This is a genomic window from Erwinia sp. Eh17-17, from assembly GCF_039675725.1.
Lineage (GTDB): Bacteria > Pseudomonadota > Gammaproteobacteria > Enterobacterales > Enterobacteriaceae > Erwinia.
In genome coordinates this window covers 54,705-75,975 of the sequence record NZ_JBDFQT010000012.1, presented here as the reverse complement: position 1 = coordinate 75,975, position 21,271 = coordinate 54,705, and the positions used below count along the sequence as shown (strand labels likewise).

Here is a 21,271-nt window from a genome sequence, read left to right as displayed (position 1 = left end):
AATGGAAAAAGTAGTGATCGTTGATGCCATTCGCACGCCGATGGGACGTTCAAAAGGCGGCGCATTTCGCCATGTGCGGGCTGAAGACCTCTCCGCCCATCTGATGCGCAGCCTGTTAAGCCGCAATCCCTCACTGGATGCCGCCGCGCTGGATGATATTTACTGGGGCTGCGTGCAACAGACGCTGGAGCAGGGCTTCAATATTGCCCGCAACGCCGCGCTGCTGGCGGAAATCCCCCATCGCGTGCCGGCCACTACCGTCAACCGCCTGTGCGGTTCGTCGATGCAGGCGCTGCACGATGCGGCACGCGCCATCATGGTAGGTGATGCACGCTCCTGTCTGATTGGCGGCGTTGAGCATATGGGCCATGTCCCGATGAATCACGGTGTGGATTTCCATCCTGGCCTGAGCCGCAGCGTGGCCAAAGCAGCAGGGATGATGGGGCTGACGGCTGAAATGCTGGCGAAAATTCACGGTATCAGTCGTGAGATGCAGGATCAGTTCGCTGCCCGTTCTCATCAGCGGGCCTGGGCGGCCACAGAAGCCGGACATTTTGCCGGTGAAATTGTCGCCATCTCCGGCCACGATGCCGACGGCGTATTGAAACGCTATGACACCGATGAAGTGATCCGCCCTGATACCACCGTGGAAAGCCTGGCGGCACTGCGCCCGGCGTTTGATCCCGTTAACGGTACCGTCACGGCTGGCAGCAGTTCAGCGCTCTCCGACGGTGCAGCAGCGATGCTGGTAATGAGTGAGTCACTGGCTCTTGAGTTAGGGCTGAAGCCCCGTGCCCGCATTCGCGCCATGGCTGTTGTCGGCTGCGATCCATCAATTATGGGATACGGACCAGTTCCTGCGTCACAGCTGGCACTGAAACGTGCCGGGTTGAACACCAGTGATATCGGCGTGTTTGAACTCAACGAGGCCTTTGCCGCCCAGACCCTGCCATGTATTAAAGATCTGGGGCTGATGGACAAGCTCGATGAGAAGGTGAATCTGAATGGCGGAGCGATTGCCCTCGGTCATCCGCTGGGATGCTCCGGAGCACGTATCAGCACCACACTGCTGAATCTGATGGAAAGGCAGGATACTCAGTTCGGTCTGGCGACGATGTGTATCGGGCTGGGACAGGGGATTGCCACGGTATTCGAACGGATTTAATACGTTGACCTGGAAGTTCTATTGCATGCTGTTACCGCCTGTCAGGGGCGGTTTTTTTCATCTGCAGATAAACAAAGGGGTAGCCAAAGCTACCCCTTGCTATCAGATAAAGGCAAACGCATCGCCAAACATGCGGGCTTCCTGCGCACCCCGTTCGGCACAGAAGCGTTCACGGGCGATTTTCGCCATCTCAAAACGGCCGGCGATGTAGATGTCGTGATCGGCCAGAGAACCATAATCCTGCATCACGGCAGTGAGCACCGTTCCGTTACGACCGCTGAAACCCTCTTCAGGTTGTTCAACCACCGGGATGACACTCAGATTCGGGTGTTTAACCGCCAGAGCGTTAAGCTCATCCAGATCGTAAAGGTGTTTCAGCTCACGGCCGCCCCAGTAGATCGCAATAGGGCGATCGGGTTGCTGCGACAGCGCGGTCAACAGGATAGATCGCGCGTACGAGAAACCTGTACCGCCAGCAATCAGCACCAGCGGGCGGTTGCCCTCTTCACGCAGCCAGGCATCACCGTGAGGAATATCCACCGTGATTGAGCGCTGCTGCTGGATACGTTCCATCACAGCCATCGCATAGAGGTTCAGCTCAGAAGCGCCAATATGCAACTCTATGATGTCTTTTTCCATCGGCGTTGAGGCCAGTGAAAATGGGCGTTTGTCACGCTCGTCCATCACCACCATCAGATATTGGCCGGCCTTAAAGCTAAAGTCAGCCTCCGGAATCAATCTTACGCGGTACACGGTATCGGTAATCGCCTCTACTGAGGTCACTTTACAGCTTAAGGTTGTCATGCGTTCCCTCTGTCGGGTCGTCATTATCATTTGACCACCTGCACGTCAGCGCGCGGGTGTATCACTCAAGATGCCTAACTCATCCCAAATTGCATCAATGCGTGCGGTAACCGCAGGATCCTTACGGATCGGCGTCCCCCACTCACGCTGGGTCTCACCCGGCCATTTATTGGTCGCATCAAGCCCCATTTTCGAACCCAGGCCTGAAACCGGTGAAGCAAAATCAAGGTAATCAATCGGCGTATTTTCAATCAGAACCGTATCACGTGCCGGATCCATACGCGTGGTGATCGCCCAGATAACATCGTTCCAGTCGCGTGCATTGACGTCATCATCGCAAACGATAACAAATTTGGTATACATAAACTGCCGCAGGAAAGACCAGACGCCCATCATGACGCGTTTGGCATGCCCGGCATACTGTTTCTTAATCGTTACCACGGCCAGGCGGTAGGAACACCCTTCCGGTGGCAGATAAAAATCCACAATTTCCGGGAACTGCTTCTGCAGAATCGGTACAAACACTTCATTCAGCGCCACGCCCAGTACCGCAGGTTCATCCGGCGGTCGTCCGGTATAGGTGGAATGATAAATCGCATCACGGCGCTGGGTAATATGCGTGATGGTGAACACCGGGAAGCTATCGACTTCATTATAGTAGCCCGTGTGGTCACCGTACGGCCCTTCCGGTGCCAGTTCGCCCGGCTCAAGGTAACCTTCCAGCACGATCTCTGCACTGGCTGGCACTTCCAGATCGTTCGAGACACACTTAACCACTTCGGTTTTCGTACCGCGCAGCAGTCCGGCAAAAGCATATTCTGACAGGGTGTCCGGCACAGGGGTCACCGCCGCCAGGATGGTCGCGGGATCGGCACCAAGCGCCACCGACACCGGGAAACGTTCCCCAGGATGCTGCTGGCACCACTCCTGGAAGTCCAGGGCACCGCCACGGTGTGAGAGCCAGCGCATAATCAGCTTATTCTTGCCAATCACCTGTTGACGATAAATCCCTAAATTCTGACGCTCTTTTGACGGGCCACGGGTAACCGTCAGCCCCCAGGTCACCAGCGGTGCAGCGTCGTCCGGCCAGCATTTCATCACCGGAATACGGCTTAAATCGACCTCGTCGCCTTGCCAGATCTGCTCCTGGCAGGGGGCACTGCGCAGCCGTTTTGTCGGCATGTTGAGGACCTGCTTCCACTGCGGCATTTTATCAAAGAAGTCGCGGAAACCACGCGGTGGTTCCGGCTCTTTCAGAAAAGCCAGCAGGCGGCCAACGTCGCGCAGCGCCTTAACATCCTCCTGCCCCATACCCATCGCCACGCGATCGGGGGTACCAAAGAGGTTGCAGAGTACCGGCATGCTGTACCCTTTCGGGTTTTCGAACAACAGCGCCGGGCCACCGGCACGCAGCGTGCGGTCAGCAATTTCGGTCATTTCCAGATCGGGATCGATCTCGTGCTTGATACGTTTTAATTCCCCACGCTTTTCGAGCAGAGAAAGGAAATCGCGTAAGTCGTGGTATTTCATGACTTTCCATCAGTACGGTCAGTGAGGAGGCCATTATAGTTCCGATCCGGCGCTCATAGTTAATTTTGTTACCCTGTTCCGTCACCAGGAAAAGAGGTATCGCTGGGATGCGCACCTCATCCGCTGTCAGAAAAAGCCAATCGCATTCGCGATGGCGCAGGAAGAATGGCGTTACATTTCTGTGAACGAAAAGGAATTACGCGATCCGATAATTACTGCTAATTTGGCGTTATCGTGATAAGAGTTAGCTTAATAAGGCCGCGGGTGAAAACGAAACTGATGCCGCCAATCTCGCTATATCTATCTTAGCGATTTTGATATCCTTATCGGCCAGATAATTGGAAAGCGATGTTATGGAATCCTGGTATTTACTTTACTGCAAACGAGGTCAGTTGCTGCGTGCAAAAGAGCATCTTGAGCGCCAGGCCGTGCATTGCCTCAGCCCGATGATTGCTTTAGAGAAAACCGTACGGGGTAAACGTACTCAGGTGAATGAGCCGTTATTCCCTAATTATCTGTTCATTGAATTTGATCCGGAATCTATCCATACCACCACCATCAGTGCGACGCGCGGCGTGAGCCATTTTGTTCGCTTCGGGAATCAGCCCGCGACCGTTCCGGTCGATGTCATCAACGCCCTGCAGAACGATCCCATAGAAACTATTGCCGACAGTCAGCTTCCCCAACCGGGCGATACCGTGCTTATTACCGAAGGGGCATTTGAAGGGCTGCAGGCGATATTCACTGAACCGGACGGCGAAGCGCGTTCGATGCTGCTGCTGAACCTGTTAAATAAGCAGGTCGTTCGCAGCGTGGGCAATCGCCAGTTCCAGAAGCTGTAATGCGCAATCACTCAGGGGCAAAACGCTGGCCCCTGGACAGATTAGAGCCGGAACAGTTTCCGCGCATTTTGTGCCGTCTTTTCTGCCAGCTCACCGGCATCTTCCCCACGCAGTAGCGCAACCTGTTGCACAATATGCGGTAAAAAGCAGGGTTCATTGCGACGCGATGTCGGGCGTGGATGAAGGTCCCGTGGCAGCAGCCAGGGCGCATCCGTTTCCAGCAGCAGACGGTCTGCCGGGATTAGCGGCATAAGTTCACGCAGCTCCTGCCCTCTGCGTTCGTCACACACCCATCCCGTAATACCGATCGATAATCCCAGGGCCAGACAGGCCTCCAGTTCTTCGCGTGTACCGGTAAAGCAGTGCAATACGGCAGCCGGTAGCTCAGGCAACCACGGTTTCAGGATAGAAATAAAGCGATCGTGGGCCTCACGGCAGTGCAGGAACACCGGCAGTGACAGCTCTGCTGCCAGTTCCAGCTGAGCGTTGAAGGCGTACGCCTGCTGTTCGGGTTCAGAGAAATTGCGGTTGAAATCAAGCCCGCACTCCCCGATGGCCACCACCTGGTCTTTTTCCGCCAGGCGGCGCAGTGTAGCGGCCGTTTCACCGGACCACTCGCTGGCATGATGGGGATGAACACCGGCGGTTGACCAGCAATAATCCGGATGCTGCTGTGCAAGGCTACAGGCCTGTTGGCTTTCCAGCGCATTTGTACCCGTAATCAACATGCCGGTGACACCCGCTTCGCGCGCACGTTTAACCACTTTGTCACGATCTTTCGCGAACTGCGTGCTGGTCAGGTTTACACCAATATCAAACATAATCTCTTCCATACAGTAACCGCCCTGACGGGCGGTTAGTTTGTTCAGCTGTTCTGCCAGTGGCAGTCGTTCGCGCGATATTATTCCGATTCCGCGTCCTGATCCTCGTCTTCATCGCGGCGATTTTTGCCAACATAGAAGCGAGAGACAAAGACGCCTACCTCAAACAGGCAGTACATCGGGATAGCCAACAGCGTCTGGGAGAAGATATCCGGTGGCGTCAGCAGCATACCGACTACAAATGCCCCGACCAGCACGTACGGGCGTTTTTCCCGCAGGTCTTCCGGGGTTGTTACTCCGGTCCAGCACAACAGCACGATGGCAATCGGCACTTCGAACGACACGCCAAACGCCATAAATAACGTCATCACAAAATCGAGATAGTTATTAATGTCGGTGGCAATCTGTACCCCCTGTGGCGCGGTCTTGGCAAAGAAGCCAAACGCCAGCGGGAAGACGATAAAGTAGGCGAAAGCCATCCCCAGGTAGAATAGGAATGAACTGGAAAACAGCAGCGGCATCACCAATTTTCGCTCATGGCGATACAGCGCAGGAGCCACAAACGCCCAGACCTGGTACAGGATGACCGGAACGGACAGGAACAGCGAGACGATGATCGTCAGCTTGATCGGCGTAAAGAACGGCGAGGCCACATCCGTAGCAATCATGCTGGCACCGGCAGGCAGTTGTTTGATCAACGGTGCCGAGACAAGCTGATAAATATCGTTCGAGAAATACACCAGACACAGAAAAATGGCCAGCACAGCGATGATGCTGTTCAGCAGGCGCTTACGAAGCTCAATCAGGTGACTGATCAGCGGTTGGGTATCATCAACAGCCATGTTTAACGTTCATCGCTTGGTTGTGTAGGTGGCACGGGTGCACGCGGAGCAAGGGGCGCTGGCGGCTCTTTAGACTCAGGCGGTGGCGAAGAGGCGGATTGTGTCACCGTGACCGGCGTTTGCGCAGGCGCACTGGCCTGATGGTCTGCTGCCGCTGGCGTCACACCATCATGTGATTCCTGCGGATTTTTCACCAACGGGTTATGGATGGTGTGCGCTTCATCATCAGCTTTTTCATTTTCGCCCAGGTAGGAGCGCTTCATTGAATCAGCCGTTTGCTTCAGCTCCTCGACTGAGGCTTTAAGCTCAGGGGAGAGGCTGTCTTTGCTGGCCTGTTCGATTTTTTTCAGGCCATCCTGCAGTTCCTGAATTTTCAGTTCCTGGGCCAGTTCATTCTGTACACTGGTAGCCATAGAACGCAGAGCCCGGATCCAACCCACCACTGTTCTGACCGCAACAGGTAAACGTTGCGGTCCCAGCACCACCAGGCCAATAACGAATACCAGTATCAGTTCACTAAAGCCTATGTCGAACACGGATTATACCTTGTCGTTCTTGACGTCTTCTTTCTTCGCTTCTGTGTGCTGTTGGTCAGCCAGTTTGGCATTGAAGTCAGCATCGTTAGCATTGGTTTTATCTTTCTCTTTGTCGTCTTCATCGCTCATGGCTTTTTTAAAGCCTTTGATTGACGAACCGAGGTCAGAACCCAGCGAACGCAGTTTTTTCGTACCGAACAGCAGGACCACCAGTACAGCGATGATCAACAAATGTGGAAGTGTAATGCCACCCATTATTACCTCTGATATCAATAATTGATGCGAGTTGCGAGTATATAACAGCTTATGTCTTGCTGACGATGCACAAACCACACCCCTCGCGCAATAAACTGCCTATTTACCTTTCATGACAATCAGTTTGTTCTGCCCCAGCCAACCAGCCACGCAACAGCGCCTGCAGCCATCAGACCGGCAGAGAGCATATCCCACTCAGGACGCGACAGCAGAATTGCCGTACCGCTGAGCAGCAGTGTGGCGCCGACGCCAAACAGATAGCGTGACTGATGCTGCTTTGCCCGCTCTCCTTTCAGGTCGTTCGCCAGCCGGTCAACGCTGTGCCGCAGATGCTTGTGCTGACGCAGGCTGTCATAAAACAGCTCCGGAAGCTCCGGCAGTTTTTCTGCCCAGAATGGCGCTTTCTCTTTCAGCGCGCGCACAATGGCAGGAATGCCAACCTGATCTTTAATCCAGTCTTCAAGGAAAGGCTTCGCCGTTTTCCACAGGTCCAGCTGTGGATAAAGCTGACGCCCCACGCCTTCTACATACAGCAGCGTTTTTTGCAACAGCACCAGCTGTGGCTGCACTTCCATGTTAAAACGACGAGCCGTATTAAACAGGTTCAGTAAGACATGGCCAAATGAGATCTCCGCCAGCGGTTTCTCAAAAATGGGTTCACAAACTGTACGGATGGCGAATTCGAAATCTTCCACGTTTGTATCAGGCGGTACCCAGCCAGAATCGACGTGCAACTCGGCAACCTTGCGGTAGTCGCGGTTGAAGAAGGCAATAAAGTTCTCTGCCAGATAGCGTTTATCTTCTTTGTTCAGAGAGCCGACAATGCCGCAGTCAATGCCAATATATTGCGGATCTTCCGGATGCTCATAGCTGACGAAGATGTTACCAGGGTGCATATCAGCATGGAAGAAACTGTCACGGAACACCTGGGTGAAGAACACCTGCACACCGCGTTCGGCCAGCAGCTTCATATTCACGCCATGCTGTTCCAGCGTCACCACATCGGAGATCGGGATGCCATAAATGCGCTCCATCACCAACATGTTTTCACTGCAATAATCTGAGTAAATTTCCGGCACATACAGCATGCGACTATTGTCAAAGTTTCGTCTGAGCTGGATCGCGTTGGCGGCTTCGCGCAGCAGATTCAGTTCATCAAGCAGTGTTTTCTCATAGTCCGCCACCACTTCCCGCGGGCGCAGACGGCGACCGTCAGGCAACAGATGAGGGACCCAGCGCGCCAGACGGTAGATTAAGCGCATATCGGCTTTGATCACCGGTAAAATGTCAGGGCGGATCACTTTGATGACCACCTCACGACCATTCTCTTTCAGCGTTGCGGTATGCACCTGTGCAATGGATGCAGAGGCCAGCGGCACAATATTGAAATCGTCGAACTGAGTGTCAATCGGCGCTCCGAGCGACTGTTCAATCAGCTTCAGAGCTTTTGCCCCATCAAACGGCGCAACGCGATCCTGCAGCATCGCCAGCTGATCGGCAATCAGTGGTGGGAAAAGGTCACGACGGGTAGACATCATCTGACCAAACTTAATCCACACCGGACCTAACTGCTCCAGCGCCAGGCGCAGACGTTCACCCAACGGGCGGTCTTTATGGCGATTAGGCATCCAGAAAAGACACTTACGCCCCAGCCGAAGCGGCAGAGTCAGGCGCATTACAGGGATCAGTTCATCCAGGCCATAGCTGAGGAACACGCGAATAATCAGGTAAAGGCGACGAAGTTCACCAAAGGTCATTTGGCCTCCAGCTGGTTAAGACGCGCGTCAAGCGCATCGAGCGAACGGGAGACGGCATCCACTTCTTCAGCAAACCAGGCCAGTTCCAGCGAACCCGGCACCAGACGCCACTCCTCCGTCAGCGTTTGCGACAGGTAATCCTGTTTACGCAGAACATCACGACGGGCAGCATTAAAGCCGCGCCGGACGAACTGGGTGATACCCTGAGCGGCAACATCGCCTGTCCAGGGGGCAAGATATTCAGCGGGGTCCAGTTCAGCCAAATCAAGCAGGGCAGAGAACTGCTGCACCACCTGGAGGTCACCTTCAACCTCCAGCTCACCGCTGCGAATCAGAGAAGTCAGCTGCTGGCGGTCGCGCAGTTTTGACAGTGTGGCCAGGCGCGTTTTCACCGTACAATCCGGTGTGTCGCTCCATTCACCAATCACATCCACCTGCTGTTCACTAAAAATTAGGATGATGGGCTGCTTCAGTTCGGCCAGCACCATCGCCAGGCTACGACCATTGAGACGTTGACGCGCCGCCTTAAGGCCACGATCGCGGTACAGCAAATGGTTAAGTGCGGTCTCCAGACTGGCGGTTAACAGCGGCGTTAATGTCATGCGTTTTCCTGCTTAAAACTTGAATCCGCGGTGCAAGGCAACAATGCCGCCCGTCAGATTGTGATACGTGGTGTTCTCAAAGCCAACATCCATCATCATCTGCTTCAGCGTTTCCTGATCGGGATGCATACGGATGGATTCTGCCAGATAGCGATAGCTGCCTGCATCTTTTGCCACCATTTCACCAATACGCGGCAGAATGTGGAAAGAGTAAGCATCATAAGCTTTGCTCAGAGGTTCAAACTGCGGCTTGGAGAACTCCAGCACCAGCAGACGACCACCTGGCTTAAGAACACGGAACATAGACGCCAGCGCTTTTTCTTTCTCGGTGACGTTACGCAGTCCAAAAGCAATGGTGATGCAGTCAAAGTAGTTATCAGGGAACGGCAGTGCTTCGGCATTCGCCTGCACATAATTCACGTTACCGATAATGCCTTTATTACGCAGCTTCTCACGACCCACTTTCAACATTGAGCTGTTGATGTCGGCCAGTACCACTTCACCCGTTTCCCCCACCAGACGTGAAAACTTCGCGGTGAGATCGCCCGTGCCACCAGCCAGATCGAGAACGCGCTGCCCGCGGCGCACACCGCTGGCGTCAATGGTAAAACGCTTCCAGATACGGTGAATGCCGAATGACATCAGGTCATTCATCAGGTCATATTTGGCCGCAACGGAATGGAAAACATCAGCAACCATATCGGCCTTTTCGTCTTTCGCAACGGTGCGATAGCCAAAGTGGGTTGTGTCCTTTGATTCATCTGCCATTTGTTTTGCCTGCTCTACAATCAAATATTTGCCAAGTGTACCAGAGTCCCGAAGGCCAGGCACTTGCCACACGCTTATTCATTGATGCGTCGGGAGATGGCCTCCGGCGAGAATTTCGTATTTTCAGCCAGCGGCGCATCATCGTCTTCGTCTCCACCGTCATCAGCATCAGGCAGTGCCTGCTCCACCAGCCTTGGGTTAATCGGTCGTTTGACTTCAACCCCCATCTGGCGAAACCCTTCCGTCTGGGCGATCAGATTTCCCCGCCCTTCAGACAATTTTTTCATTGCCTGACGATAGCTATCCTGAGCCTTATCAAGGTTCTGACCGATGGCACTCATATCGTCAACAAACAGACGCATCTTGTCATATAGCCTGGCTGCACGATCGGCAATACGCTGGGCATGACGGCTCTGGTGTTCATAGCGCCATAAGTTATTGATAGTGCGCAGCGCCACCAGCAGTGTGGTCGGGCTGACCAGCATAATATTCTGGTTCAGCGCCTCATTGATGAGCTCCGGCTGTCTGTCGATCGCCAGCAGGAAGGCCGGTTCAACCGGGATAAACATCAACACATAATCCAGTGAACGTAAACCGGGTAATTGTTGATAATCTTTTCGACTCAGCAGGCGTAAATGACCGCGAATCGCCGCGATATGGTCGGCAATCGCCAGCTCACGCGCGGCTTCGTCCTCACCATTAAAATAGCGCTCGTAAGCGACCAGCGTCATCTTCGCATCAATAACGACATCCTTGCCCTGCGGCAGACGCACAATGACGTCGGGCTGCATACGCCCATTTTGCTCAAGCTGGATGTTCACCTGCGTTTCGTATTCATGACCTTCACGTAACCCTGACGCTTCCAGCACCCGGCTGAGGATCACCTCCCCCCAGTTACCCTGGGTTTTATTATCGCCTTTCAACGCCTTCGTCAGGTTAATGGCTTCCTGCGCCATCTGGGCATTCAGCTGTTGCAGGTTACGTATTTCATGAGCAAGGGTGTGACGTTCGCGCGCTTCCTGGCCAAACCCCTCCTGCACCTGACGACGAAACCCTTCAAGCTGCTCACGCAGCGGGCTGATAAGGCCGTGCAGGCTTTGGCGATTTTGTTCATCCACCCGGCGGCCACTGTTCTCAAAGATACGGTTCGCCAGGTTTTCAAATTGCGCATTAAGCCGCTGTTCACTGTTGACCAGCAGACGCTGTTTCTCTTCCGCCGCCATGCGCGTCTCTTCCAGCCGGATAGTAACCTCCCGCAGCTCGGCCTCCTGAGAGGCATTGATCTCCAGCTGATTGCGCAGTTCACGGGTTAACTGTTCGCTTTCGCTGCGCCAGTGATCGAGCTGGTGAAGCTTTTCTCCGGCCGCCGCCAGCGATCCGTGCAGCTGACGTAGCTCCTGTTCATTCTGCTTTTGCGTCAGGAGATAAGCATCCAGTTGCTGCTGCTGGCGCTGACGTTCAGTCTCGGCCTGGCTGACCGACTGCATCAGCAGGCGGCGCTCAGTTTCACCGTTTGCCAGCAACTGCTGGCTGCGGATCCCGGCGATCAACCAGCCAGCCAGTAATCCCACCAGGCCAATACCGACACCATATATGATTGTTGCATCCACACTGCTTCTCCTGCAGAAACCCTGACAGGGGAAAAATAGAGGCGCACTGTATGAATGTCCAGATAAAAAGCAGCGAACTGGCCGTGAGAGGCAGAATTAGCGAGGGGGATCTGAATTTATCGCGAGGAAGGAGAGAAGTTGCAGGCCGCGCGTGAACACGGCCTGCAGATAGCCACGTCAGATCAGGCGACGTGCGGCTTCAACGACAATTTTCACCGCATCGCTTTCGGTGCGTTTCATGGTTTCCGCATCCGGAATTTCCTGCTGCGTACGGTTAACAATCACCCCGGCTACCATCCCGGCACGCAGTCCCTGGCTGGCACACATGGTGAGCAACGTTGCCGATTCCATCTCATAGTTCAGCACACCCATCTGCTGCCACTCTTTCATTGAGTTCTGGAAGCGACTGACCACGCGACCGGAGAAAGTGTCATAACGTTCCTGACCCGGATAGAAGGTGTCGGAAGAAGCGGTAATACCGATATGGGTGGTCGCTCCGGCGGCTTTGGCAGCCTCCACCAGCGCAGTGGTACAGGTAAAGTCTGCCACCGCCGGGAACTCCAGCGGGGCAAAGTGCAGGCTGGCGCCATCAAGACGAACGGAGCCGGTAGTAACCAGCACATCACCTACATTGATATCGGGCTGAATCGCCCCGGTCGTTCCCACCCGCAGGAAGGTACGCACACCCAGCTGGGCCAGCTCTTCAACAGCAATCGAGGTGGATGGCCCCCCGATACCCGTTGAGCAGACAATCACCGGCTTGCCGGATAACTCAGCGCGCCAGGTGGTGAATTCGCGATGCGAAGCCAGATGAACCGGATTATCCATCAGAGCAGCGATTTTTTTCACGCGCTCCGGGTCACCCGGCACGATAGCCAGCGTGGCCCCCTGTAGGTCGGCTTTGGTTAAACCGAGATGGAAAACGTCAGACTGTGCCATTTCAAACTCCTGTCGCGGTAAGCGGTGATAATTAACTGGACGCTAATGTATGCCAATTCTGTGCATTTTTGTGTGATAAAGGTCGCCAATAGACATGAAAATTACATCAGTTGCACCATAAAAGGTGACACCCATCACACTTAACTATTTGATGCCGTCACTTTGACACAAGTTGCCCTGTGGTTCAGCCTTATCAGGTGATAAAGAGATATCCTCATTCAAGTTCTGACCCATCGCATTCCTGGCTATATTTAGCAGATTGCATAAGTGCCTGCACGGAGAGGACCATGAAAACTGAAGATAACATGACTCAAGAACTGAGCAACAAGGGCTTCGCGCCTGCAACACTTCCTACTGCAGCCACCACAATCACCACTGACAGCGCTGATATTCTTTCGGGCGAGACCTCCATCCCTACTCAGGGCGAGAATATGCCTGCTTTCCATGCTAAGCCGCGTCACGCCGATGGGCTGCTGCCGGTGGTGCTGGTGATCCAGGAAATTTTTGGCGTTCATGAGCATATCCGGGATGTCTGCCGTCGTCTGGCGGCTGAGGGTTACCTGGCCGTTGCCCCTGAACTCTATTTCCGTCAGGGCGATCCCGCTGATTACACCGATATCCCTACCTTATTCAGCGAGCTGGTGAGTCAGGTGCCTGACAGCCAGGTGCTGGCCGATCTCGATCACGTCGCAAACTGGGCATCCCGTCACGGCGGAGATATGCGCAATATGGCCGCGACGGGTTTTTGCTGGGGAGGACGGATAACCTGGCTGTATGCGGCACACAATCCGCAGTTGAAAGCCGCCGTGGCCTGGTACGGCAAGCTGGTGGGTGAAAAAACCATGAAGCAGCAGAAACAACCGGTCGATATTGCGGTAGACCTCAACTCTCCGGTGTTAGGGCTGTATGGCGGTAAAGATGACAGCATTCCGCAGGAGAGCGTGGAAACCATGCGTCAGGCGCTGCGTGCGGCGAATGCCAGTGCAGAGATTATTGTTTACCCTGATGCCGGGCACGCCTTTAATGCTGACTATCGCCCGAGCTATCACGCAGAGTCAGCGCGCGATGGCTGGCAGCGGATGCTGGCGTGGTTTAAACAGTATGGCGTTGCGCCAAAAGCATAAAAAAAGGGGCGCGTTGCGCCCCTCATCACGACGACAATATCAACAACACAGAGAATTACGCTGGCTGAGCGTGACGCAGGTTCTGCGCCGCTTTTACCATGTTTGCCAGAGCCTGACGGGTTTCTGTCCAGCCCCGCGTTTTCAGACCGCAGTCCGGGTTAACCCACAGACGTTCAGGCGGGATGCGCTGTGCCGCTTTCAGCAGCAGCGCTTCTATCCACTCCACGGCAGGAACGTTTGGCGAGTGAATGTCATACACGCCGGGACCCATTTCATTCGGATATTCGAACTCTTCAAACGACTCCAGCAGTTCCATATCTGAACGTGACGTCTCGATGGTGATCACGTCAGCATCCAGTGCGGCAATCGAATCCATGATGTCATTGAACTCGCAGTAACACATGTGGGTATGAATCTGGGTGTCATCCCGCGCCACAGCGGCATTCAGACGGAAGGCATCTACCGCCCACTCCAGATAAGCAGCCCAGTCGCAACGATGCAGCGGTAAACCTTCACGCAGTGCCGGTTCGTCGATCTGAATGATACCGATACCCGCTTTTTCCAGGTCTTCCACTTCGTCACGCAGCGCCAGGGCTATCTGTCTGGCGATGATTTCACGCGGCACATCTTCACGCGGAAACGACCAGCACAGGATCGTTACCGGGCCTGTCAGCATACCTTTAACCGGTTTGTCAGTCAGGGACTGAGCATATCGGGCCCATTCGACGGTGATCGCTTTCGGACGACTGATATCACCGATGATGACCGGGGGTTTCACGCAGCGTGAACCGTAGCTCTGCACCCAGCCGTTCTGCGTGAAAATGAAACCATCAAGGTTTTCACCGAAATATTCCACCATGTCGTTACGTTCGGCTTCCCCATGAACCAGGACGTCCAGGCCTAAACGTTCCTGCTCCGCGATGGCCTGCTTAATGTGTTCAGCGATGCCGGTACGGTAGTGGCTGCCATCCAGGCGCCCCTGTTTGAAATCAAGTCGCAGACCGCGGATCTCGGGGGTCTGTGGGAAAGATCCAATCGTCGTGGTTGGCCACGCCGGTAGCTGGAAACGCTGGCGCTGAGCCTTCGCCCGAACCTGATAGTGATTGCTGCGCTGGCTGTCTCTGGCGGTGATCCCTGCCAGACGCCGGGCGACTGCGGCATTGTTCACGCGGGTGGAGTGCTGGCGCGCGCGCACCGGCGCGCTCCAGGCTTCCAGCGACACCGGGTCATTATTGTTCAGGGCATCGGATAACAGTGAAAGCTCGGCACACTTTTGCAGAGCAAAGGCAAACCAGCTCTTCACTTCCTCATCCAGGCGGGTTTCTACGCTCAGGTCGATTGGGCTGTGCAGCAGTGAACAGGAAGAGCCGACCCACAGCTGCTTACGTGTGGTCAGCAGCGGTTGCAGGCGCTCAAACCAGCGGCTGAGATCGGCGCGCCAGACGTTACGGCCGTTGATCACACCGACGGACAGCAGCCAGTGTGCCGGCAGTTTGCTGTTCAGTGCAGTGATGTCATCTTTGCCGTGAACCAGGTCAACGTGCAGGCCCTGCACCGGCAGTGCGGCAATGGTATCCATGTTCTGACCAATGCTGTCGAAATAGGTAGTCAGCAGCAGTTTGCACTTGCCCTGTAACGCATCACAGGCCGGTTTAAAAGCAGCCAGCCACTCGGCGGGCAGTTCCAGTGCCAGCGCTGGTTCATCGAGCTGCACCCATTCAATATTGCGTTTCGCCAGTTCATCCAGCACCTGCTGATAAACCGGCAGGATATCGTGCAGCAGGCTCAGACGGTCAAACGGCTCCCCTTTCACTTTGCCAAGCCACAGGTAAGTCACCGGCCCCAGCAGCACAGGTTTCACTTTATGACCCAGTGCCAGCGCTTCATCCACCTCATCCAGCAGTTGGGTCCAGCTCAGTTTAAACTGCTGGCCCTGAACGAATTCCGGCACCATGTAGTGATAGTTGGTGTTAAACCATTTGGTCATTTCTGCCGCCGCAGCAGGTTCACCGGTCGGTGCACGACCACGGCCCAGGCGAAAAAGAGTATCAAGGTCAACTGAGCCATCTTTATTCTGGTGGCGCGCCGGAACGTTACCCAGCAACAGACTGGTAGTCAGTACGTGATCGTACCAGGCGAAGTCTCCGACCGGCAGCAAATTCACGCCCGCCTCTTTCTGCTGTTGCCAGTGGCGGGCACGCAGTTCGCGGCCGGTGGCCAGCAGTTCTTCCTGGGAGCTGTTACCCGCCCAGTAGCTTTCCTGCGCTTTTTTTAACTCGCGACGCAGACCAACGCGGGGGAATCCGAGAATATGGTTCAGAATAGTCATCAGTTGTGCCTCGTTAATTAATCTTTGCCGACGCATTTAGCCATCCAGATGTTTACACCGCTATCTTGTGCAGGTACTGTATTATCCACAAGCGCAAAATATTCACTGTCGATGTGAAGGACTCTCATGATCGAACTTAAACACCTGCGCACGCTGCAGGCACTGCGGACGACCGGTTCGCTTGCGGCAGCGGCGGCTCAGCTTCATCAAACGCAATCCGCGCTGTCTCATCAGTTCAGCGACCTGGAGCAACGTCTCGGTTTCCGACTGTTTGTGCGTAAAAGCCAGCCGCTGCGCTTCACGGCCCAGGGCGAAATTTTGCTGCAGCTGGCGGAACAGGTATTGCCGCAGATCCAGCAGGCATTACAGGCCTGCCACGAACCGCATCAGACAACACTGCGCATCGCTATTGAATGCCACAGCTGTATCCAGTGGCTGACGCCTGCGCTGAACAACTTTCGTCAGAGCTGGCCGCAGGTGATGATGGATTTCAAATCGGGTGTGACCTTTGACCCGCAGCCTGCCCTGCAGCAGGGAGAGCTGGACGTGGTGCTGACCTCGGATATCCTGCCGCGTAGCGGGCTGTTCTATGCACCGATGTTTGATTTTGAGGTGCGCCTGGTGCTGGCTCCCGACCATCCGCTGGCGCAAAAAGCCCATATCTCACCGGAGGATCTGGCCCGCGAGGTACTGATGATCTATCCGGTCCAGCGTCAGCGACTGGATATCTGGCGGCATTTTCTGCAGCCAGCCGGCATCAGCCCGACGCTGAAAAGCGTGGACAATACGCTGCTGTTGATTCAGATGGTGTCGGCACAGATGGGGATTGCTGCGCTGCCACACTGGGTGGTGGAGAGTTTTGAACATCAGGGGCTGGTGGTCACCAAAACGCTGGGTGATGGCCTGTGGAGCCGCCTTTATGCGGCAGTGCGCGATGGTGAACAGCGCCAGCCGGTGACGGAAGCCTTCATCCGTTCTGCGCGCCAGCATGCCTGCGATCATCTTCCCCGCGTGCGCGATGCGTCACGGCCAGGCATCCCGCATCCTTCCGTCAGTCATCCGTAACGCCCTCGCCGCCAGCCTCGTGCTGGCATCATAAAAGCCATTGAGGTGAACGTCCCGCTAACGCAGATGCAGCCTGAGGGACGAAGAGTTATACTGCGCCCACTGCAATTGTTTCACTACAGAGAGTTACTATGACCAATAATGATGTCCTGCGCAGCGTGCGTTACATGCTGAATTTAAGCGATGCAAAAGTTGTAAGCATTCTGGCGCTGGCAGAGAGCGAAGTCACCGAAGCCGAAGTACACAGCTTCCTGAAAAAAGAGGATGAAGCCGGTTTCCGCCCCTGCCCTGACGTCATCATGGGTTACTTTCTCAATGGCCTGATTTTTGAACGTCGCGGTAAAAGCGAAGAGGCCCCTGCGCCATCCATTGAACGTAAGATGACCAATAATATTCTGATGAAAAAGCTGCGTGTGGCTTTTGATCTGAAAACGACCGACATTCTGGAATTGTTGAAAAGTGCCGATTTTGCGGTAGGACAGTCAGAGATTGGCGCTATCTTCCGTAAACCGGGGCATAAAAACTATCGTGAGTGCGGCGATCAAATCCTGCGTAATTTCCTGAAAGGTCTGACGATGAAAATTCGTCCTACTAAGCAAGCCTGAACCCCCGCTTACCGATTAACGTCAGCTGCTGGCGTTAATCCCTGTTTCCCTCTCCAAATGCAAAACCTTCCTTTTAGAACATAAACACTCACCAAACGAAATCCAGATTATCTGTATGGTTTTCATTTTGTGATACTAATCACGCTTCATAGTTTCAATGCGAAAATAAATCACCATTATGTGATGGCAATATAGCCATTTCGTCATAAAACTGTAACATTTGCGCCCTTCTTCACAGTCACTATTTTTGATAACGACTACGCTATGCGCGAAATAGAACATTTCACCCTGTCATCGCCGGGTAATGCCTCTTTTGTGCGCATTCGGTGCCGGATGTCATTCTTTCGAGCCATTGGGAGTCCTTAATGCTTAGTTTTTTCAAACCTGCTGCACATCAACCACGCGTTGATGACAGCCGCGTTGATCCGTTATATCGCAAGCTTCGCTGGCAGATATTTCTCGGCATATTCTTCGGCTATGCTGCTTATTATCTGGTACGTAAAAACTTCGCCCTGGCGATGCCCTACCTGATTGAACAGGGCTTTTCGCGTGGCGACCTGGGTTTTGCGCTTTCCGGTATTTCTATCGCCTACGGTTTCTCAAAATTCATTATGGGCTCGGTTTCTGACCGTTCCAATCCGCGTGTCTTCCTGCCTGCCGGGCTGATCCTTGCCGCTGCGGTGATGCTGTTTATGGGCTTCGTCCCGTGGGCAACGTCCAGCATTATGGTGATGTTTGTTCTGCTGTTCCTGTGTGGATGGTTCCAGGGTATGGGCTGGCCACCGTGCGGTCGAACCATGGTGCACTGGTGGTCACAGAAAGAGCGTGGCGGTATTGTTTCCGTGTGGAACTGTGCGCACAACGTCGGCGGCGGTATTCCCCCGCTGCTGTTCCTGCTGGGAATGGCCTGGTTTAATGACTGGAAAGCCGCGCTATATATGCCTGCTTTTGGCGCCATTCTCATCGCAATTATTGCGTTTGCTCTGATGCGCGACACGCCGCAGTCGTGCGGGCTGCCGCCGATTGAAGAATATAAGAACGACTACCCGCCGAACTACGATGAAAAGCATGAAGAAGAGCTGACCGCTAAGCAGATCTTTATGCAGTACATTCTGCCCAACAAACTGCTGTGGTATATCGCCCTGGCCAACGTGTTTGTTTACCTGCTGCGTTACGGCATTCTCGACTGGTCACCGACCTACCTGAAAGAAGTGAAACACTTCACGCTGGATAAGTCGTCGTGGGCCTATTTCTTCTACGAATATGCCGGTATTCCAGGCACGCTGCTGTGCGGATGGATGTCGGACAAAGTATTCAAAGGTAATCGCGGCGCGACCGGTGTGTTCTTTATGGTGCTGGTCACCATCGCCACTGTGGTGTACTGGATGAATCCGGCAGGGAATCCTGGCGTGGATATGGCCTGTATGATGACGATTGGCTTCCTGATTTACGGCCCGGTGATGCTGATTGGTCTGCATGCCCTGGAGCTGGCGCCGAAGAAAGCGGCGGGAACTGCAGCAGGCTTTACCGGTCTGTTTGGCTATCTTGGGGGTTCTGTTGCCGCCAGCGCTATCGTCGGTTACACCGTGGATTACTTCGGCTGGGATGGCGGCTTCATCATCATGATTGGCGGCTGTGTGCTGGCGGTTATTCTGCTGACCATGACCATGTTAAGCGAGAAAAAACATAAGCAGCGGCTGAGCGCGCTCTAATCAGGAAGGGTTATTATGTTGAAAAATATTATCGCCACCTTATTACTGACCACCTCTCTCGCGGCGACAGCCGCGAGTACCTCACCGATTGTCATTGCGCATCGCGGGGCCAGCGGTTACCTGCCGGAACATAGCCTGCCAGCTAAAGCGATGGCCTATGCTCAGGGCGCTGACTACCTTGAGCAGGATCTGGTGATGACTAAAGACGATCGGCTGGTGGTGCTGCATGACCATTATCTCGATCGCGTCACCGATGTCGCCACGCGCTTCCCCCAGCGCGCGCGCGCCGACGGGCGCTATTACGCCATCGACTTTACGCTGGCCGAGATCAAAAGCCTGGCGTTCACCGAAGGCTTTGAAATTAAAAACGGTAAAAAGGTCCAGACATTCCCCGGACGTTTCCCGATGGGTAAGTCCGACTTCCGTGTGCATACCTTTGAAGAAGAACTGGAGTTTATCCAGGGTCTGAACCACTCCACGGGTAAAAACATCGGTATTTATACCGAGATTAAAGCCCCGTGGTTCCACCGTAAAGAAGGCAAGGATATCTCTGCGAAGGTGCTGGATGTTCTGAAGCAGTATGGCTACAGCGGTAAGAACGATAAGGTCTATTTACAGTGCTTTGACTACAACGAAGTGAAGCGCATCAAAACCGAGCTGGAACCACAGCGCGGGATGAACCTGAAGCTGGTACAGCTGATCGCCTACACCAAATGGGATGAAACCCAGGAGCAGCGTGACGGCAAGTGGGTGAACTACAGCTATGACTGGATGTTCAAGCCGGGCGCGATGAAAACCATTGCGCAGTATGCCGACGGGATCGGGCCGGATTACCATATGCTGATAGCGGATGGTTCAAAACGCGGCGATGTGCATCTGACCAATATGGTGAAAGAAGCTCATCTGAATAAGATGGTGGTACACCCTTATACCGTACGCGCTGACCAGCTGCCGCCGTATGTCAGCAACGTCGATCAGCTCTACGACCTGCTTTACCACAAGGCCGATGTCGACGGATTATTTACCGACTTCCCGGATAAAGCGGTGCATTTTTTAGAGCGATGAAATAATCATCATGGTAAAGGGCCGATCGAAACCGACGATCGGCCCCTGGACGTCCTAACCTTAAACGTTAAACAGCTTACGCAAATAGTTGGGCACGGCCTGGTCGGCATTAGAGCCAATCACTTCCAGCTCCGGCAGGATATCTTTCAGGCGCTGATGGGAGTTACTCATAATGCAGCCTTTGCCCGCCATACTCAGCATCTCTTTATCATTCATACCGTCGCCAAAGGCGATGCACTCCTGCAACGAGTAACCGAGTGATTTTGATACGGCATCCAGTGCATGCCCTTTCGATACCCCACCGGCCATCACTTCCAGGCAGGTTGGCAGCGAGAAGCTGACGTTGACCCGATCGCCCCAGCGCGCTATCAGTGCCAGTTCCAGCGGGACCAGTAGTTCAGGAATCGCACAGGTGAAAAATACCTTGCTGATGCCATCTGTCTGCAGCTGGCCTGGCTGATAGAGCTGGTAATTGAAGTCCGACTCACGAAAGAAATCCACCTCTTCGGGGCGATGGCGGTTGAGGAACCACTCTTCATCGCGATACACGTTGGTGAAAATATCCGGGTTCGCGTGCTGCATCGTAAACAGCTCAAGCGCGATGTCTTCATCCAGGTTGTGGCTGAACACCAGCTCACCGGCGGTGTTGTGCACGCGTGCGCCGTTGGAGGTAATCATATAGGCGTCGATACCCAGGCTGTCGCGCATTTGTGCCACATCAATATAGTGACGACCGGTGGCAAAGACAAAGTGCACACCTTTACGGGTCAGCAACTGCAGCGTTTCGCGGGCATAAGGGGAAAGCGTATGGTCTGGTGACAGCAGCGTGCCATCCAGATCTGAAGCAACAATACGGTACATAACACCTCTGATTAATATTTTCTGGCAGACTGCAGTGCC

20 protein-coding genes are annotated in these 21,271 nt (G+C 54.2%); 7 read left to right on the top strand and 13 right to left on the bottom strand.

The features are described from left to right. The first annotated feature begins 1 nt into the window (after nt 1). Nucleotides 2-1,165, top strand: a complete 1,164-nt coding sequence (fadA, locus tag ABEH87_RS20465; protein WP_346579104.1) for an acetyl-CoA C-acyltransferase FadA — start codon at nt 2-4, stop codon at nt 1,163-1,165. Between the two features lie 102 nt (nt 1,166-1,267). On the opposite strand, the gene fre is transcribed toward fadA, so the two are convergent. Together fre and ubiD are read right to left on the bottom strand one after the other, a co-directional pair. Then, complete coding sequence (gene fre, locus ABEH87_RS20460) at nt 1,268-1,969, bottom strand: NAD(P)H-flavin reductase (RefSeq protein WP_346579103.1); 702 nt, start codon at nt 1,967-1,969, stop codon at nt 1,268-1,270. Between the two features lie 45 nt (nt 1,970-2,014). After that, nucleotides 2,015-3,499 (bottom strand): 4-hydroxy-3-polyprenylbenzoate decarboxylase, encoded by a 1,485-nt coding sequence (gene ubiD / locus ABEH87_RS20455; RefSeq protein WP_346579101.1) that lies wholly within the window; start codon nt 3,497-3,499, stop codon nt 2,015-2,017. A gap of 353 nt (nt 3,500-3,852) precedes the next feature. On the opposite strand from ubiD, the gene rfaH reads away from it, so the two are divergent. Then, on the top strand, nt 3,853-4,341 hold the full coding sequence (gene rfaH / locus ABEH87_RS20450) for a transcription/translation regulatory transformer protein RfaH (RefSeq protein WP_346579100.1): 489 nt from the start codon (nt 3,853-3,855) through the stop codon (nt 4,339-4,341). Nucleotides 4,342-4,382: 41 nt separating this feature from the next. Here the strand turns inward: rfaH and tatD are convergent, their stop codons facing one another. The 9 genes from tatD to udp all read right to left on the bottom strand — a co-directional run bounded on the left by tatD (nt 4,383) and on the right by udp (nt 12,471). Then, nucleotides 4,383-5,162 carry a 3'-5' ssDNA/RNA exonuclease TatD gene (tatD, locus tag ABEH87_RS20445; protein ID WP_346579098.1) on the bottom strand — a complete coding sequence of 260 codons (780 nt, stop codon included), beginning with the start codon at nt 5,160-5,162 and terminating at the stop codon, nt 4,383-4,385. A gap of 80 nt (nt 5,163-5,242) precedes the next feature. Further along, nucleotides 5,243-6,004 (bottom strand): Sec-independent protein translocase subunit TatC, encoded by a 762-nt coding sequence (gene tatC / locus ABEH87_RS20440; RefSeq protein ID WP_346579096.1) that lies wholly within the window; start codon nt 6,002-6,004, stop codon nt 5,243-5,245. A 2-nt stretch (nt 6,005-6,006) separates the two neighbouring features. Continuing rightward, nucleotides 6,007-6,540, bottom strand: coding sequence for a Sec-independent protein translocase protein TatB (gene tatB, locus ABEH87_RS20435; RefSeq protein ID WP_346579095.1), 534 nt, complete (start codon nt 6,538-6,540; stop codon nt 6,007-6,009). A gap of 3 nt (nt 6,541-6,543) precedes the next feature. Continuing rightward, nucleotides 6,544-6,795, bottom strand: a complete 252-nt coding sequence (gene tatA / locus ABEH87_RS20430) for a twin-arginine translocase TatA/TatE family subunit (RefSeq protein ID WP_346579094.1) — start codon at nt 6,793-6,795, stop codon at nt 6,544-6,546. A 119-nt stretch (nt 6,796-6,914) separates the two neighbouring features. After that, nucleotides 6,915-8,552 carry a ubiquinone biosynthesis regulatory protein kinase UbiB gene (gene ubiB, locus ABEH87_RS20425; protein ID WP_346579092.1) on the bottom strand — a complete coding sequence of 546 codons (1,638 nt, stop codon included), beginning with the start codon at nt 8,550-8,552 and terminating at the stop codon, nt 6,915-6,917. Then, entirely contained in the window at nt 8,549-9,154 is a 606-nt protein-coding gene (locus ABEH87_RS20420; protein WP_346579091.1) for an SCP2 domain-containing protein, read from the bottom strand. Before ABEH87_RS20420 ends, ubiB begins: the two co-directional genes overlap by 4 nt. 12 nt (nt 9,155-9,166) lie before the next feature. Beyond that, nucleotides 9,167-9,922, bottom strand: a complete 756-nt coding sequence (gene ubiE / locus ABEH87_RS20415) for a bifunctional demethylmenaquinone methyltransferase/2-methoxy-6-polyprenyl-1,4-benzoquinol methylase UbiE (protein ID WP_346579090.1) — start codon at nt 9,920-9,922, stop codon at nt 9,167-9,169. 74 nt (nt 9,923-9,996) lie between these two features. Further along, entirely contained in the window at nt 9,997-11,532 is a 1,536-nt protein-coding gene (gene rmuC / locus ABEH87_RS20410) for a DNA recombination protein RmuC (RefSeq protein ID WP_346579089.1), read from the bottom strand. 177 nt (nt 11,533-11,709) lie between these two features. Beyond that, nucleotides 11,710-12,471, bottom strand: coding sequence for a uridine phosphorylase (gene udp / locus ABEH87_RS20405; RefSeq protein ID WP_346579088.1), 762 nt, complete (start codon nt 12,469-12,471; stop codon nt 11,710-11,712). Nucleotides 12,472-12,758: 287 nt separating this feature from the next. On the opposite strand from udp, the gene ABEH87_RS20400 reads away from it, so the two are divergent. Continuing rightward, the gene (locus ABEH87_RS20400) at nt 12,759-13,595 is read left to right on the top strand and encodes a dienelactone hydrolase family protein (RefSeq protein WP_346579086.1); all 837 of its coding nucleotides are present in this window, start codon (nt 12,759-12,761) and stop codon (nt 13,593-13,595) included. A gap of 55 nt (nt 13,596-13,650) precedes the next feature. Here ABEH87_RS20400 and metE read toward each other — a convergent pair whose 3' ends face one another. Next, entirely contained in the window at nt 13,651-15,924 is a 2,274-nt protein-coding gene (metE, locus tag ABEH87_RS20395) for a 5-methyltetrahydropteroyltriglutamate--homocysteine S-methyltransferase (RefSeq protein WP_346579085.1), read from the bottom strand. A gap of 126 nt (nt 15,925-16,050) precedes the next feature. On the opposite strand from metE, the gene metR reads away from it, so the two are divergent. From metR to glpQ, 4 genes are all read left to right on the top strand, one after another. Beyond that, on the top strand, nt 16,051-16,989 hold the full coding sequence (gene metR, locus ABEH87_RS20390; RefSeq protein WP_346579083.1) for an HTH-type transcriptional regulator MetR: 939 nt from the start codon (nt 16,051-16,053) through the stop codon (nt 16,987-16,989). Between the two features lie 131 nt (nt 16,990-17,120). Further along, nucleotides 17,121-17,594, top strand: a complete 474-nt coding sequence (locus ABEH87_RS20385) for a DUF1456 family protein (RefSeq protein ID WP_346579082.1) — start codon at nt 17,121-17,123, stop codon at nt 17,592-17,594. A gap of 365 nt (nt 17,595-17,959) precedes the next feature. After that, nucleotides 17,960-19,306 carry a glycerol-3-phosphate transporter gene (glpT, locus tag ABEH87_RS20380; RefSeq protein ID WP_346579081.1) on the top strand — a complete coding sequence of 449 codons (1,347 nt, stop codon included), beginning with the start codon at nt 17,960-17,962 and terminating at the stop codon, nt 19,304-19,306. A gap of 18 nt (nt 19,307-19,324) precedes the next feature. Beyond that, nucleotides 19,325-20,371: a glycerophosphodiester phosphodiesterase gene (glpQ, locus tag ABEH87_RS20375; protein ID WP_346579114.1), complete on the top strand. Its 1,047-nt coding sequence runs from the start codon at nt 19,325-19,327 to the stop codon at nt 20,369-20,371. A gap of 60 nt (nt 20,372-20,431) precedes the next feature. Here the strand turns inward: glpQ and yigL are convergent, their stop codons facing one another. Continuing rightward, the gene (gene yigL / locus ABEH87_RS20370; RefSeq protein WP_346579079.1) at nt 20,432-21,232 is read right to left on the bottom strand and encodes a sugar/pyridoxal phosphate phosphatase YigL; all 801 of its coding nucleotides are present in this window, start codon (nt 21,230-21,232) and stop codon (nt 20,432-20,434) included. Between the last annotated feature and the right edge of the window lie 39 nt (nt 21,233-21,271).

Coding starts and splice junctions, on each gene's coding strand:
- fadA (WP_346579104.1), top strand. CDS start 2: ATGGAAAAAGTAGTGATCGTTGATGCCATTCGCACGCCGATGGGACGT.
- fre (WP_346579103.1), bottom strand. CDS start 1,969: ATGACAACCTTAAGCTGTAAAGTGACCTCAGTAGAGGCGATTACCGAT.
- ubiD (WP_346579101.1), bottom strand. CDS start 3,499: ATGAAATACCACGACTTACGCGATTTCCTTTCTCTGCTCGAAAAGCGT.
- rfaH (WP_346579100.1), top strand. CDS start 3,853: ATGGAATCCTGGTATTTACTTTACTGCAAACGAGGTCAGTTGCTGCGT.
- tatD (WP_346579098.1), bottom strand. CDS start 5,162: ATGTTTGATATTGGTGTAAACCTGACCAGCACGCAGTTCGCGAAAGAT.
- tatC (WP_346579096.1), bottom strand. CDS start 6,004: ATGGCTGTTGATGATACCCAACCGCTGATCAGTCACCTGATTGAGCTT.
- tatA (WP_346579094.1), bottom strand. CDS start 6,795: ATGGGTGGCATTACACTTCCACATTTGTTGATCATCGCTGTACTGGTG.
- ubiB (WP_346579092.1), bottom strand. CDS start 8,552: ATGACCTTTGGTGAACTTCGTCGCCTTTACCTGATTATTCGCGTGTTC.
- ABEH87_RS20420 (WP_346579091.1), bottom strand. CDS start 9,154: ATGACATTAACGCCGCTGTTAACCGCCAGTCTGGAGACCGCACTTAAC.
- ubiE (WP_346579090.1), bottom strand. CDS start 9,922: ATGGCAGATGAATCAAAGGACACAACCCACTTTGGCTATCGCACCGTT.
- udp (WP_346579088.1), bottom strand. CDS start 12,471: ATGGCACAGTCTGACGTTTTCCATCTCGGTTTAACCAAAGCCGACCTA.
- ABEH87_RS20400 (WP_346579086.1), top strand. CDS start 12,759: ATGAAAACTGAAGATAACATGACTCAAGAACTGAGCAACAAGGGCTTC.
- metE (WP_346579085.1), bottom strand. CDS start 15,924: ATGACTATTCTGAACCATATTCTCGGATTCCCCCGCGTTGGTCTGCGT.
- metR (WP_346579083.1), top strand. CDS start 16,051: ATGATCGAACTTAAACACCTGCGCACGCTGCAGGCACTGCGGACGACC.
- ABEH87_RS20385 (WP_346579082.1), top strand. CDS start 17,121: ATGACCAATAATGATGTCCTGCGCAGCGTGCGTTACATGCTGAATTTA.
- glpT (WP_346579081.1), top strand. CDS start 17,960: ATGCTTAGTTTTTTCAAACCTGCTGCACATCAACCACGCGTTGATGAC.
- yigL (WP_346579079.1), bottom strand. CDS start 21,232: ATGTACCGTATTGTTGCTTCAGATCTGGATGGCACGCTGCTGTCACCA.